The sequence below is a fragment of the Microbacterium sp. genome, from assembly GCF_047607225.1.
Classification (GTDB): Bacteria; Actinomycetota; Actinomycetes; order Actinomycetales; family Microbacteriaceae; genus Microbacterium.
On sequence record NZ_JASGDO010000072.1, the window covers coordinates 1 to 14,866 of the forward strand.

The 14,866-nt window shown below is 70.0% G+C and carries 7 protein-coding genes and 1 tRNA gene; 5 read left to right on the top strand and 3 right to left on the bottom strand.

The features are described 5' to 3' along the window. A partial coding sequence (locus tag QM591_RS14985) for an integrase core domain-containing protein (RefSeq protein ID WP_415128629.1) occupies positions 1 to 112 on the top strand: 112 nt, incomplete at its 5' end. Between the two features lie 259 nt (positions 113 to 371). On the opposite strand, the gene QM591_RS14990 is transcribed toward QM591_RS14985, so the two are convergent. Then, complete coding sequence (locus QM591_RS14990) at positions 372 to 1,817, bottom strand: MFS transporter (RefSeq protein WP_415133487.1); 1,446 nt, start codon at positions 1,815 to 1,817, stop codon at positions 372 to 374. Between the two features lie 98 nt (positions 1,818 to 1,915). Between QM591_RS14990 and QM591_RS14995 the strand changes: the two genes are divergently transcribed. Together QM591_RS14995 and QM591_RS15000 are read left to right on the top strand one after the other, a co-directional pair. Next, positions 1,916 to 2,599 (top strand): TetR/AcrR family transcriptional regulator, encoded by a 684-nt coding sequence (locus QM591_RS14995; protein ID WP_415133489.1) that lies wholly within the window; start codon positions 1,916 to 1,918, stop codon positions 2,597 to 2,599. 415 nt (positions 2,600 to 3,014) lie between these two features. Further along, the gene (locus QM591_RS15000; RefSeq protein ID WP_415133491.1) at positions 3,015 to 6,080 is read left to right on the top strand and encodes a carboxypeptidase regulatory-like domain-containing protein; all 3,066 of its coding nucleotides are present in this window, start codon (positions 3,015 to 3,017) and stop codon (positions 6,078 to 6,080) included. A gap of 193 nt (positions 6,081 to 6,273) precedes the next feature. Here QM591_RS15000 and QM591_RS15005 read toward each other — a convergent pair. Further along, positions 6,274 to 6,357, bottom strand: a tRNA-Leu gene (locus QM591_RS15005). Between the two features lie 81 nt (positions 6,358 to 6,438). Beyond that, on the bottom strand, positions 6,439 to 13,413 hold the full coding sequence (locus QM591_RS15010; protein ID WP_415133493.1) for a beta strand repeat-containing protein: 6,975 nt from the start codon (positions 13,411 to 13,413) through the stop codon (positions 6,439 to 6,441). A 189-nt stretch (positions 13,414 to 13,602) separates the two neighbouring features. On the opposite strand from QM591_RS15010, the gene QM591_RS15015 reads away from it, so the two are divergent. Next, positions 13,603 to 14,343 carry an FhaA domain-containing protein gene (locus QM591_RS15015; protein WP_415133495.1) on the top strand — a complete coding sequence of 247 codons (741 nt, stop codon included), beginning with the start codon at positions 13,603 to 13,605 and terminating at the stop codon, positions 14,341 to 14,343. After that, the gene (locus QM591_RS15020; RefSeq protein ID WP_415133497.1) at positions 14,340 to 14,858 is read left to right on the top strand and encodes an FHA domain-containing protein; all 519 of its coding nucleotides are present in this window, start codon (positions 14,340 to 14,342) and stop codon (positions 14,856 to 14,858) included. Before QM591_RS15015 ends, QM591_RS15020 begins: the two co-directional genes overlap by 4 nt. The last annotated feature ends 8 nt before the right edge of the window (positions 14,859 to 14,866 follow it).

A 14,866-nucleotide genomic window follows, 5' to 3' on the forward strand; every position in this document is an offset into this window, starting at 1 on the left:
CCAAGCCCGACTCAACGCCCTCTCGCCCTGGCTCGAGCACTACAACTACGCTCGACCCCACACCGCCTGCGGCGGCCAACCCCCCATCACCCGCGCGACACCAACCTCATGACCGGGTACAGCTAGGTGTCTTCGCGTTGGAGGCCCCCGGGTCGCTCACGTGGCACAAAGTGTGCTTTCCACCGCTGAGTTGGCGCGGAATGTGCCACCTGAGCGCAAGGGTGCCCCCCGGATGCGTCACCTGAGGGCTGGTGGGTGACGTATCCAACATCCCCTCTCCACTCCGCTCAGATAGCGCATTTCGCGCGAAAAGAACCAGCGTGACCACGCTTTGCGCCACCTGAGCGGGGCAAGGGAGGCCCCGCCGGGGCTCACTCCTCGGCGACGCGCGAGCCCGTCAGCACCAGCGACCCGCCGATGGAGATGGCTCCCACGACGACCGCCATCACCAGGTAGGCGATCTGCTCGCCGTGGAAGAAGTGGGCGACGAGCTCGGCGCTCCACACGCCGTTGGGGAGAACGGTGGCCACGAGCGTCGCGATGAGCGTGCCGATGAGCGCGGTTCCGACGCTCGTGCCGACTTCCTGCGCGGTGTCGTTGAGGGCGGCTCCGACCGAGGTACGGTTCTCGGGCATGGCGTTGATGAGCGCGATGGCGGCGGTGGTCAGCACGACGCGGAGCCCTACGGTGAAGAGCACCATGCACGCGGCGATCGCCGGATAGCCGTTCGGGACGGCCCACGCCATCGCCACGAGCGCCGTGGTGAGGACGCTCGAGCCGATCACGCACGCCACGCGCTGGCCGTACCTCTTCACCAGCCACTCGGCCAGGGGCGATGCGACGAGCATCGTCACGATGATCGGCAGGTTGGCGAGCCCGGCCACCAGCGGCGACCAGCCGTACGCGTACTGGAAGTGCAGGATCAGGCTGAACATGACGCCCGCCATGGCGAGCGCGGCGCCGGCCTGCGCGATCGCGGCTCCCCGTACCGGGCCGGTCCGGAACAGCGCGAGATCGAGCATGGGATAGCGGGCCGTGCGCTCCCGCCAGATGAACGCGATGAGCGAGGCGATCGCTCCCAGTCCGATCGCGATGGTCGGCAGAGACAGCCACCCGTTCTCGACGCCGCTGGTGGCGGTGTAGCAGGCGAGCCCGATCGTCGCGATGCTGAGGAGCGCTCCGGGGATGTCGAGCTTGTCGTCGGTGAGGCCGTCCTTGTCGTCCGCCGGGACACCGAAACGGACGCCGATGATCGCGATGAGCGCGATCGGCGCGTTCACGAGCAGGAGCCAGTGCCAACTCACGTGGGCGAGCACCGTCCCGCCGATGAGCGGGCCGAGCACGAAGCCGCTCATTCCGACGACGATCATGATCGTCATTGCCTTTCGGCGCAGCTCGTCGGTCTCGAAGAGGCGGAAGACGAGCGAGTTGGTGATGGGCGCCATCATCGCCGCCGCGATGCCCAGCGCCGCGCGCAGGGCGATGAGCTCGTTCGCCGTCGACACCCACGCCACGCCGATGCTGATGAGTCCGAACAGGGCGAGGCCGATCATCAGCACTCGTTTGCGGCCGAACCGGTCGGCGATCGACCCGGCGGTCAGGAGCAGCCCGCCGAAGGTCAGCGCGTACCCGGCCGTGATCCACTGAAGCGCCGTCGTGCTCCCGCCGAGATCGCGACCGATCGTGGGCAGCGCGATCGTGAGAAGGGTGTTGTCGACCATCTCGACGAAGAACGCGAGACAGAGCGCCGCGAGTGGGATCCATGCCGCGCGCATCGAGGGGTAGTACCGCGGCGACGTCTTCAGGGCGGTGGTCATGGTGTGCTCTCCGATCCGGACGATTCTTTTTGGAACGCCGTTCCATGGAAGAGTATGGAACGTTGTTCCAAGACTGTCAAGCGTGCTAGCGTGAGGCCGTGAAGAAGCCCGCCCCCCGGCGTCGCGACTCCCTGTCACGGGAGCGCATCGTCGACGCGGCGATCGCCATCCTCGACCGCGATGGGGAGGACGCACTCACGTTCCGCGGCCTCGCCGCCCACTTCTCGACGGGCGCGGGCGCGCTCTACCACTACGTCGCGGGCAAGGACGAGCTGCTCTCCGCCGCCACGAACCGGGTGATCACGGACTGTCTGTCCGAGGCTCCCGAAGAGCCGGGGCCGGTCGGTTCGGTTCGGGGGGTCGCAGTGTCGCTCTGGCGCGCGAGCGAAGCCCACCCGTGGCTGGGGTCCACCCTCTACGACGACCCCACGCGGATGACCGCCGCCCAGATCTACGAGGCGATCGGCAGTCGGCTGTCCGCCCTTGGCGTGCCCCCCGACGAACAGTTCGACGTCTGCGCGGCGATTGGCAGCTACATCTTCGGCAACATCAGCCAGCAGTCCGCGAATGCCCGCCTCGCGAAGGTGCTCGGCCAGGCCGGCTACGACCGCGAGAGCTACCTGACGGAGTTCGTCCGGGTGTGGCGAGAACTCGACCCGCGCGAGTATCCCTTCGTGCACCAGATCCTGGAGCGGTTCCCCACCCACGACGACGAGGAGCAATACCTCGCCGGCATCGATCTGCTCCTCGCCGGCATCTCCGCCCGCTACCCCGCGCCGTAGGCCGCGGACCCTCGGGTGGCACCGCCCGTCGCTCAGGTGGCGCAGAGTGCTGCCTCACCGCAGCTGTAGCCACTGAATGCGCCACCTGAGCGGAGGAGGGGGCGGGCACAAAACTCCGGGCACGAGACAACCCTCGCCGGGAGCATCCCGGTCGGGGGTCGTCTCGTCGCTGTTCGCGACATGCAGAATGCCCGATTCCGGCCGAGGAAACAGCGCCCGAGCGCTAGCATTTCCGGGCGATTTCGCGTCGCGGGAGTATTGACTACGTCTTCTTCCCAGCACGGCGATTACGTGAGGCTGAACCAGCCGTCGCCTCAGCCATTTGGCGCGCTTCCGGGCCTAGTGGACGAACCGGCGGCCATGCGATCATTGGAGGGTTCTCATACTTTCGGAGGTCGCCATCACCAGCCCGCGCATGCATGAGCGGATCGACTCGCGTCGTTGGACTCGCGCGGTGCGGTTCTGGTTGACGGCCCCGCTCGCTGCGGCGGTGATCGTTGCCGGTGGTGTGTTGCCGGGCACCGCGGAGGCTGCAGCGGCGACTGCGACGATCAGCGGCTCGGTGTTCACTGAAGCAGGCGAGCCCGCGACAGGCGTCAGGGTGACGGCACACTCGCCGCAGGAGGAATTCGCGGCCGTGGAGGTCGACGGCGGCGGACATTTCGAAGTCACCATCACACCGGGCAGCGTCTATACGATCCTCTTTCAGCATCCCGACCCGAAATGGGTGATCGAGGATCATCTGTCGAAAGTGCGTGTCGAGTCGACACAGAGCACGGTCGATGTGGGCAGGGTCACGCTCCAATTGGCGGGGTCGATATCCGGCCGCGTCGTCGACTCTTCGGGTGAGCCGGTGCTGTCAGGCTCCGTGCGGGCGTACAGGATGCCCGCCGCAGATGGCTCTGAAGTCGCGCCGGACATTGATCCCGCCTGGCTCTCCCACAGCGTCGCGGCACCCGGCGAGTTCTTGATCGGGAGGCTACCGGCGGGCCGGTATCTCCTCCGCTATGTGCTGGGCAGCTCGAACGGACTCGCGCCCGTCTGGTGGCCGGGTGTCCCCGACGAGGCCGACGCCGAGCCGATAGAGATCGGCGTCGGGGAGGACCGCAGCGGTGTGGTCCTCCCCGCTCCGGACGAGGCTTCGATCTCCGGCACTGTGCGACTCGGGCCAGGTGGCACGTCGGCGACGGCCACGGTTACCGTCGAACGGTGGTCGGGAGTGGAGGAACGATTCGCCTTTCACTCGTCGACGCGAACATACCTCGACGGCGACGGCACCACCGAACGGAACGGTGGCTATCGTCTGGGCGATCTTCCCGCCGGCACCTACCGCGTGCGGTCGGAGGGTTCCTCAGACGCCACCGCGTGGTGGCGAGATGCCCTGACGGAGGCCGACGCGACGACCATCGATCTCGTCGCCGGCCAGGACGTGGGCGACGTGGATATGACGGTTCCTACGGCGGGATCCATCGAGGGCGTGGTACGAGGACCGGACGGGCAACCGATCGCTGGCACTGAGGTGGAGATCGCACGGCCATCAAAGGACGTTCGCGAGCCCTGGTACGCGTTCGCGGAGGTGACTACGGATGCGGACGGTCGCTACGTCATCCCGTCGCTGAGAGCGGGACGTTACACACTCAACTTCCACCCCCCCGCGGCTTCCGGGGCGGCGCGTGAGTGGTGGGGCAACGCTGTGGACGCTCACTCAGCCGCGGCGATCGAGCTCGAGGAGTACGAACACCTCGTTCTCGACGATGCGACGCTCCAAGAAGGGTCACGGATAACCGGGACGATTCTTGGCGGTGTGCCGTACAAGTCCGGGTACACGGCGTACTTCGACCGAATCGAGACCATCCCCGGCGGTGAGCATGAGGTGCAGGAAGCACGACTCGACACGTACCGGTACGGCGAGGCGGCGGGGTGGGGGCCTTACATTTCTCCACCACTTCCGGCCGGCACCTATTTGGTGAGCATCTCTCCCCTCCCCGACTGGTCGACACTCCTCTCGGAGTGGTGGCCCGGGGCGCTCACCCCTGAAGAGGCGACTCGCATCACGCTCGAGGAGGGCGAGATCCGCAACGGTGTGGACACGGAACTGGCGCGCGGAGGAACCATCTCCGGCAGGGTCCGCTGGGAGGAAGGCGGGCCAGCCAATGGCGTTGACGTTCGGCTCCACACGCGCCACGTGCGCCCTGACGGCTCCATCGAATGGCTGTTCGGGCCATATCGGACGGTCCGCAACGGAAAGTACTCCTTCGATGGCCTCCCGCCGGGGACCTACACGCTCCACTTTTCCCCCGACTTCTTCAGCTCGCCTGGCCTGCTCGACGAGTGGTGGGAAAATCGCGCCTCTTCCGCGGAGGCGGTCCCCATCGATCTCGGACTTTCCGAGGACTTCGTCGGCGATGCGACGATGGGGCGCCTGCGAGTGGCACCCGACACACCCGAGATCACCGGATCGCCCAGGGTCGGCGCGACGCTCGAAGCGTCCGAGGGGACGTGGAGCCCAGCTGCGAGCTTCACCTACCAGTGGACCGCGGACGGAGCCGCCCTCACGGGAGCGACATCCCGAACGCTTCGTCTGACGACGGCTCACCTCGGCAAACGAATCTCCGTGCGCGTCCGCGGTTCGTACGAGAGCTACATTCCCGCGGAAGCGTCGGCCACGCCGACATCCGTCGTGCGGGGCGGTGCTGTCGCCACCGGTCCAGTGGAGGTGAGAGGGATACCACGATTGGGGGCGCGTGTATCGGCGGCGACCGGTGCAGGCTGGGATACGTCGGCTCGTCTCACGTATCAGTGGAAGGCATCCGAACGCTCGATTCCGGGGGCGACGACTGCATCGCTCGTCCTCGGACCGGAGACGGTGGGCAAGAGGATCTCGGTCTCTGTGACAGCATCTCGGACTCACTATGACTCAGTGACAGTGACGAGTCCCTCCACACCGGCCACTGCCGCCGGCCTATTGACCGCTCCGACGCCCACGATCTCCGGAACCGCCGTGGTCGGAGGCAAGCTCACGGCGTCCCGCGGGACATGGACGAGCGGGACGGCGATCAGCTACCGATGGAAGGCAGACGGCAAGCCGATTGCCGGCGCGACGGCATCCACTTTCACCATTCCGTCCTCTCTGCGTGGCGATCGAATCACCGTGACGGTGACCGGGAGGAAAACGGGATACGCCACCGCAGCGGTCACATCGCGCGCAACGACACGGGTGATGCTCGCAGGGACGCCGGCGATCTCGGGTGCTCCCGCCGTCGGGAGGAGGCTGACGGCGAAGCCGGGCACGTGGACCACGGGGGCGACGTTGCGCTACCAGTGGTACGCCAACGGCTCGAGAATCACCGGCGCGACGAAGTCGACATGGACGATCACGAAGTCGCAGCGCGGGAAGGTGATCACCGTCAAAGTCACGGGCGCCAAGTCGGGATACACAACGGTCACGAAAACGTCCAGGGGATCCACCAAGGTGCGCTGACCGCAGCGCCCGCGGGCTTCTGGCCTCTCAGCGGCACTGTCCCCGTCGCTCAGGTGGCGCAGAGTGTTGCCTCGCTGCAGCTGTAGCCACTGAATGCGCCACCTGAGCGGAGGAGGGGCCGACACATCCCCCCCCCCGGGAACGAAACAACCCCCGCCCGGAGAATCCCAGGTCGGGGGTTGTTTCTGCGCTGTGCGCGAGGGGGGAGTTGAACCCCCACGCCCTTTCGGGCACTGGCACCTGAAGCCAGCGCGTCTGCCTATTCCGCCACTCGCGCGAGTGCACGCACGCGTGCAATCAACTTCCCGAGGATATCACGGGTGGGATCGGGGCGCAGACCGCGATCCCACCCGTGGCCTCAGTCCTGCTCGGCCTGACGACGACGGCGCCAGCCGAGGATCGTCACGCCGGTACCGGCTCCGAGGGTGAGGACCCCGAGGAGGCTCCACCACAGGAGCGCGGCCGAGTCGCCGCCCGTGCCCGGGAGGCTGCCCTCGCTGCCGCCGTTGCCGGCCGGTCGACCGTCGGTGCCGCCGTTCCCGCTGCCGCCGCCGCTGCCCTCGCCGCCGTTGTCGCCGCCACCGGTCCCGCCGCCGTTGTCGGTGCCGCCGTTGTCGGTCGGTGCGGCCACGGTGAGCGTGGACTCCGCCTCCACGGCGCCGTCGCGACGAACGACGACCGTCAGCACGGCCTCCTCGCCCGGCTCGAGGCCCGTGACGATCAGGTACGCGCCCACACGCTCGACCGAGCCGCGCGACGTCGTGACCTCGTACTCCGCGTTCGGGTCGTAGTCACTGATGAGGACCGTGATGGTGCCGTCCTCATAAGCGGGCTTGCCGAACTCCGCGGGAACGCCCGGGTCGAGCGCGGCGCCGTTGGTGCCGGCCGCGGCGGAGGTCGCCCCCGTCGCCGAGGCGGTCACGGTGATGACGGCCGACTGTCCGGGGCGCAGGCCCGTGACGGTCACGATGTTCGCGCCCACCGGTGCCGCCGGTGCGGCAACAGCTGCCACCCGCCGCGGAGCGTTGGCGCCGATCGTGGCGCTTCCGGCCGAGGTCTCGACGGTGTACGTCACCTCGGGGTCGAAGTTCGTGATCGGAACGGTGAAGCCGGTCACCGTGCGGGTGACGGCGCCCAGGATGGGACGCACACCCCGGTCGAGGGCCGATCCCGTGACGGTCGTCGTGGTCGTCGTGGCGCCTTCCTTCGTGGCGGTGACGGTGACCGCCGCCGTCTCGCCGGGACGCAGGCCCGTGACCACGACCACGCCGTCGATGATGACGGCCGTTCCCGCCGTGGTGCTCACGGTGTAGGTGGCGTCGGGGTCGGGGTCTTCGATCGCGAAGGAGAAGCCGCCTGCGCTGCGGGTGACCTCACCCGCTTCCGGAACGGAACCGCTCTCGAGAGCCGTGCCCGCGAGGTTCGCCTCCGCCTCCGTGCGGCCCGTCGTCGCGACCGAGACCGTGACTTCGGCCGACTCTCCCGGCTCGAGGCCGCTGACGACGACCATCCCGTCGAGGAGGCCCACCGTGCCGGCGCTCACGCTGACGGTGTAGTCGGCATCGGGGTCGAAGTTGGTGATCGGGGCGAGGAAACCGTGGGCGGTCCGCGTGATCGCGCCGAACTGCGGGGCCACACCGGCCCCCAGCGCGGCACCCGTCGTCGACTCGGTGGCGGTGGTGGCGCCCGGTGTCGACACGGTCACCGTGACGGTCGCCGTTTCCCCCGGCTGCAATCCCGTCACGGTGACCACGCCGTCGGCGATGGTCGCCGAACCCGCGGTCGTCGACACGGCGTACGTCGCATCGGCATCCACGTTCTCGATCGGCACCGTGAAGCCGCCCTCGGTGCGGGTGAGGTCGCCGAACTCAGGCTTCACTCCCGTCTCCAAGGCCGTCCCGGTGGCCGACTCCTCGGCATCGGTGAAGCCGTCTTTCGCCACGGTGACCGTGACGGTGGCCGACTCCCCCGGCTCCAGGCCGGAGACGGTGACGACACCGTCCACGACCGTTGCCGTGCCCGCGGTCGTCGTGACCGCGTAGGTCGCATCCGGATCGACGTCCACGACCGGGACGGTGAAGCCGTCGGACGTGCGCGTCACCTCTCCCAGGTCGGGTGCGACGCCTGCGGCGAGCGCGAACGCGAGCGCTGAAGTCTGTGCGGGGGCGTCGCCGGGACGGGTGACGGTGACCGTCACCCAGGCCGACTGCCCCGGCTCGAGACCGGTCACGACCACGACGCCGTCCACGATCGACGCCGTTCCCGCCGTGGCGCTCACCGTGTAGGTCGCGTCTTCGTCGTAGTCGTCGATCGTCACGGTGTAGCCGCCCGCCGTGCGGGTGACGGTGCCGAGGTCGGGAGCGGAGCCCGCCGTGAGCGCACGACCCGAGGTGCCTGCCGACGCGGGCGTGGCCCCCGGAGCCGTCACGGTGACGGTGACCGTCGCGGTCTCGCCCGGCTCGAGTCCGGTGACCGTGACGACGTCGCCGTCCACGGTCGCCGTGCCCGAGGAGGAGCTGACCGTGTAGTCGGCGTCCTCGTCGAGGTTGTCGATGACCACGCGGAAGCCGTCGACCGTACGGGTGAGCTCGCCGAACGCGGGAGCGACGCCCGCGTCGAGCGCGGAGCCCTCCACGTCGGTGTCGGCGTCGGTGCTGCCCGCCTTCGAGACGGTCACGGTGACGGTCGCCGACTGACCGGGCTCCAGTCCGGTGACGGTGACGACACCGCCCGCGATGCTCGCCGAGCCCGCCGTGGTCGTCACGTCGTAGTCGGCGCCCAGGTCGAGGTTCTCGATGGCGACGGTGAAGCCGTCGGCCGTCCTCGTGGGGTCGCCGAGCGCGGGTGCGATGCCGGCGGCGAGCGCGGTTCCGGCGGTCGTTCCCGACGCACTGGCGCGGTCGGCACGGGCGACGGTGACCGTCACGCTGGCGGTCTGTCCGGCGTTCAGGCCCGTGACCGTCACGACACCCGCGCTGACGGTGGCGGCCCCTGCCGTCGAGGTGACGGTGTAGGTCGCGAGCGGGTCGACGTTCGTGATGCTCACGGAGTACCCGTCGGCGGTGCGGGTCGGGGTGCCGAAGGTCGGCGCGACTCCCGGCGCCCGGGGGGTCACGGCGTTCGACGACGCCGAGGCCGATCCCGAGCCGGACGCGTTCCGCGCCACGACCCGGAACTGGTAGCTGACGCCGTTCGTGAGCCCCGTGACCGTCGTGCTGGTGCCGGTGGCCGTGCCGCACGAGGTGAAGGATCCGCCGGAGGCCGAGCACAGGATGTCGTATCCGGCGATCGTCGAGGTGCCCGCGGTGGGCGCGGTCCACGTCAGCGCGGCCGAGGCGTTCCCGGCGGTGGCGGACACCGCGGTGGGCGCTCCGGGCACGGTGCCGGGGGTCGCCGGCACGCGCGGGTTTGACCGCTCCGAGTAGAGGCCTCCCTGCGTGAGGGTCTGCACCGACACGTAGTAGGTCGTGTTGTTGGTGAGACCGGTCAGCGTGCAGGTGAGGGTCGCTGTCGTACACGTCGTGACGGTGGATCCGGCGCCCGCTGCGCTGAACGCGGTGGCCGTGTACGACTGCACCACGCCACCGTTCGCATCGGCGGCGGTCCAGGCCACGACGATCGAGTTGTTCGCCGCGGTCGCGGTGATGTTGCCCGGCACACCGGGGTAGCCGACGGGCTTTCCGGAGCCGGAGTTGGAAGCCGCTCCCGCGCCGGCCGCGCTGACGGCCCGCAGCTTGACCGAGTACGTCGTGCCGTTGGTGAGGCCCGAGATGACCAGCGGGCTGCTGAGGCCGGACAGGTCGGCCCAGGTCGCGCCGTCGTCGGTCGTGTACTGGTAGCGCGTGATGGCGCGGTCACCCGCGGCACCCGCCGTGAAGGCGACGGTGAGGCGCTGATCGCCAGCTGCAACCGAGGTGATCGTCGGGGCCGCCGGACGCGCGAGCGGAGTGCCCGTAGCGCGGGGCGCGGAGGCGGGACCGGCGCCGGCGACGTTCGACGCCGTGACGGCCACGTAGTACTCCGTGCCGTTGGTGAGCCCCGTCACCGTGCAGCTCGTCGATGCCGTGGTGCACGAGGCGACGACGCTCGTCGAGGTCGCCGACGCGTAGACCCGCACGGTGTACCCGGTGATCGTGCTGCCGCCGTCGGACGAGGGAGCGGACCACGTCACATCGAGCGAGCCGGTGTTCGACACCGCTGTGACCGACTGCGGCGCGCCGGGAACGGTGCGGGGCGTAGCCGTGGCGACCGCGGAGGCGGCGCCGGTCCCGATCGCGTTGATCGCGCGCACCTGAACGTTCACGGGAGTGCCGTTGGGGAGGCCCGTGAGCACGAAGGAGGTGGCGAGGCTGGCGGTGTCGACCCACGTGTCGCCGTCGAGCGAGTACTCCACACGCGTGAGGGGCGAGCCACCGTCGCCCGTGAGGGCGTAGGAGACCGAGACCGCGGAGTCGCCCGGCGTCACGGTGACCGTGGGACGCGGCGGGGCCGAGGCCGGGGCGACCGTGACGATGTTGGAGACCGGGCTGACCCCGGCCGAGTTCACCGCGCGCACCTGGAGCGAGTACCCCTGGCCGTTGACGAGCCGGACGCCGGTGTCGGCGGAGGGAGACGTGATCGCGAGCGGAAGCGACGTCCCCGACGCGGTGGCCCAGGTCGCACCGCCGTCGGTCGAGTACTGCCAGGACGTGACGGCCGCGCCGCCGTTCGCTCCGGGAGTGATGTCGGCCGTGAGGGTGCGGTCGCTGCGGACGACGGAGGTCACCGTCGGCCGCTCGGGAGCCGAAGCCGGGGTCGCCGACTCGGGGGCCGAGGCCGATCCGGCGCCGACGGAGGAGACCGCGCGGACGCGCACCGAGACCGACACGCCGTCGGTCAGGTCGCCGATCACGAACGAGGTCGAAAGGCTCCCCGTGGAGGTCCAGCCACCACCGTTCACGCTGTACTCATACGAGGTGATGGCCCGGCCACCGTTCGCGCCCGGGGTGAAGGACACCGCGACGGCGCCCGAACGAGGCGTGAGCGAGGAGATGGTCGGCGCGGAGGGGACATCCACCGGCACGCCGTCGACGACGGCCGAGGCCGCCCCCGCACCCACCGCGGTGATCGCGCGGATCTCGATGGGGTACGTCTCCCCGGAGTCGAGGGGCGTCGACCCGTCGGAGGACAGCGTCGTGAGGAGGATCGGTGACGCGGTGTCACCACCGTCGTCGCGGGTCCGCCACGTGACGCCGCCGTCGGTCGAGTACTCGTAGCCGGTGATGGCGCTGCCGCCCGTGGCGGCGGGCGCGGTGAAGTCGACGGTGAGGGTCACCGGGTCGGTGGCCGAGACGGCGGTGATGGTCGGCGCCGACGCGAGGCCCCGCGGCGTGCCGGAGACGGTCGAGGATGCCGTGCCGTTTCCGAGCGCGTTGACCGCGCGCAGCTGCACGCCGTAGGACGTGCCGTTGGTGAGGTCGGTGAGGACGAAGGTTCCCGCGTGGGGCACATCGCTCCATGACCCGCCGTCCACCCGGTACTGGACGCGCTGGATCGGGCTGCCGTTGCTGTCGCCCAGCTGGTAGGCCACGGTCAGCGTCTCGTCACCCGGGGTCACGGTCACACCGATCGGCGCGGCGGGCGCGCCCGGAGTGCGGACGGTCACGGCGTCGGAGGCGACACCCGCACCCGAGGCGTTGACGGCGCGGACGGCGACCGAGTACGACGTCCCGTCCTCGAGGCCCCCGATGACGACGGGGCTCGTGGTGTCGCCGGTCGAGACCCAGTTCCCCGAGCCGACCCGGTACTCGTACCGGATCACGGGCGAGCCGCCGTCGAAGCCGGGCGTCACGTCGAGGCTGATCGTCTGGGCAGTAGCCGCTGCGCTGACGATCGTCGGCGCACCCGGCACGGCGATCGGTGTGCCGGACGCCGGGGCACTGGCCGCACCCGCACCGACGGAGCTCGTCGCCCGCAGCTCGACCTGATACGTCGTGCCGTTGGTGAGGCCGGGGATGGCCAGGGGCGAGGTGGTTCCCGCGGCCGGCAGCCACGATCCGCCGTCGATGCGGTACTCATACCCGGTGACCGGGGCGCCCGAGGTAGGAGCCGTGAACGAGGCACGCAGTGCGCCGTCCTGGCCCTCCACGGACGTGATCGTGGGAGCCGACGGAGCGGCGTACGGCGTGAGGGGCGCCGACTGCGCCGAGAAGTCACCGGTGCCCTCGGTGGAGACGGCCGCCACGCGGAAGACGTAGGCGGTGCCGTTGGTCAGGCCGCTGATGGTGGTGTTGGTGCGGGCCGAGCCGACGAGGGTCGAGGCGCTCCACGTGGAACCGCCGTCGGAGCTGTACTGCACCGCGTAGTCGCTGACCGGCGCGCCACCGGCCGACGCCGGCGGGTTCCACTCGAGGGCGACCGACGACACGCCCGCAACGCCGCGGACCGCCGACGGGGCAGAGGGGGCGCCCGTGTCGTAGGAGATCGTGATGGATCCGCTGGTGCCGTTCGCGGCGACGTACTGGTACGACGAGGTCAGGCCGTTGCGACCCGCGGTGCTGTTCTGACCCACCGAGCCGCCGTAGCCGAACCACTCGTTGGAAGTGCCGGCACCGAACTCGATCTGGCCCTGCGCACCACCCTGGGCGCCGCCGCCGCCACCGCCGGAGCCGCCGCCGTCGTCGTTGCTGCAGGAGACCTGCGCGCAGCGATCGAACGCGTTGATGCCGGTCTGACCGTTGGTGGACGTCGTGTCGGTGCGGCCGACGTACGTGCCGTCGGCGTTGCGACCACGCGTCGGGGCGTACTGGCCCGATCCGCCGTTACCGCCGCCTCCGCCGGCGACGATCTGGTCGGAGCCGATCACCACGACGCTCGCCGCGCCGCCGGCGCCGCCCTGGCCCGAAGAGCCGACCGTTCCCGTCCGACCCCCCGCGCCGCCGTCGAAACCGGAGAGCGGGTTGTTGCCCCCGGCCGGTGCCGCCGTGGCGCCCGACGTGCTCGAGGTTCCCGTGGTGCCTCCTGAGCCGACGGCGATCGTGATCGTCGAGCCGGGCGTCACGGCGACACTGCCGCTGACCACACCGCGGTAGGAGCCGACAGCGGGCGCGGGCGTCGCGTCCGCGCCGCCGTTGCCGCCCAGGCCGCCCACGAGGGTGAGATTGAGCGCGGTGACGCCGGCGGGGACGACGAACGACGCGGTCGATCCGGTGTAGGAGTAGGTGTTGGTCGTGGTGACCGGCGCCGCGTTCGCGGGAGCGGCGGCCACGGCGATCAACGACGTGGTGAGCAGGGCGATGACACCGGTGGCCGCCGTGAGACGTGCGGAACGGCGTCGTGCAGACATGCGCGACATAAGGGGGGCTCCTCGTCGGGGGAAACTCCGAGCGGGCTCCCGGAGCATGAGGGTTTTCTCATCTTATGAATGAGCCGTATGCCGTGTCCCTCAGTTTCTCCTCAGCTTTTGCCCACCAGGGCGCCATCCGCGGGCATTCAGACTGTGCAACTAGCATGTGAACACCGGTCCGCCTGCCAGAGGAGCCCCGTGGGACTACTTGACAGCTTCGAGAAGGGACTCGAACGCGCCGTGAACGGCGCGTTCGCGAAGACCTTCCGTAGCGGTGTCCAACCTGTGGAGATCGCGTCGGCTCTGCGTAGTGAGCTCGACACGAAATCCGCCGTGGTCAGCCGCGACCGCATCCTCGCGCCCAACACGTTCGCGGTACGGCTGGCGCCGGCCGACCACGAGCGCCTCGGTGCGCTCGGCACCACCCTCGACACCGAGCTCCTCCAGCTCGTCGAAGCCCACGCGCAGGCGCAGGGCTACAGCTTCGCCGGTCCGGTGACCATCTCGCTCCGCGCCGACGAGCAGCTGTCGACGGGAACCGTACGCGTGGATGCGCGCACCGCCGCGGGCGAGGTCGCCTGGCGCGGCGTCATCGACGTCGAGGGCAAGAAGCACACCCTCACCAAGAGCCGCACCGTGATCGGCCGCGGCTCCGATGCCGACATCACCATCTCCGACGCGGGCACCAGCCGACGGCACGTCGAGATCCTCTGGGACGGCACCCGCGCAATGGTGCGCGACATGGGATCCACCAACGGCACCAAGCTCAACGGCGCTCCCGTGTCCGAAGCCGCCCTCACCAGCGGAGCCGTCGTGACGATCGGCCGCACCGACATCGTCTTCTCCGTCGTGCCTCAGGCGACGCCCCCGCGTCCCCCGCTTCCGACCGCTCCGCCCGACGACGCGACACGGGTGTTCGACCACGGAGGAACCTCGTGAGCTCGCTGACGCTGTTGCTGCTGCAGGTGGGCTTCCTCGTCCTCCTGTGGTTCTTCGTCTTCGCCGTCGTGTATTCGCTCCGCGCCGATGTGTTCGGCGTCAAGGCGCGCAAGCTCCCCGACCCGGCACCGGCGGCTCCCGTCGCCGCCCCCGCGGCGGCGGCCACCGCTCCTGTCGCGCCGGTCGCCTCGGGCCCCACCGGCCGCGAGAAGGCGACGGCCGCCACGGTCTCGCGCATCGTGATCACCAGCGGCCCCAAGTCCGGTCTGGAAGTTCCGCTCGGGAGCGAGCCGGTGACGATCGGACGCTCGAGCGAGTCGGGGCTCGTCATCCGCGACGACTACACGTCCAGTCACCATGCGCGTCTGCTCCGGTGGGGCGACCAGTGGATGATCCAGGATCTCGACTCGACCAACGGCACCTGGCACGACGGCGAGCGCGTCAGCACTCCGGTGCCCGTGATCGTCGGCGCGACCATCAAGGTGGGCGCGACGACGTTCGAGCTGCGGAAGTAACGGGCGCA

What these genes read in the sequence shown, in the direction of transcription:
- QM591_RS15000 (WP_415133491.1), top strand. Translation starts at nt 3,015, where the DNA reads ATGCATGAGCGGATCGACTCGCGTCGTTGGACTCGCGCGGTGCGGTTC.
- QM591_RS15010 (WP_415133493.1), bottom strand. Translation starts at nt 13,413, where the DNA reads ATGTCGCGCATGTCTGCACGACGCCGTTCCGCACGTCTCACGGCGGCC.
- QM591_RS14990 (WP_415133487.1), bottom strand. Translation starts at nt 1,817, where the DNA reads ATGACCACCGCCCTGAAGACGTCGCCGCGGTACTACCCCTCGATGCGC.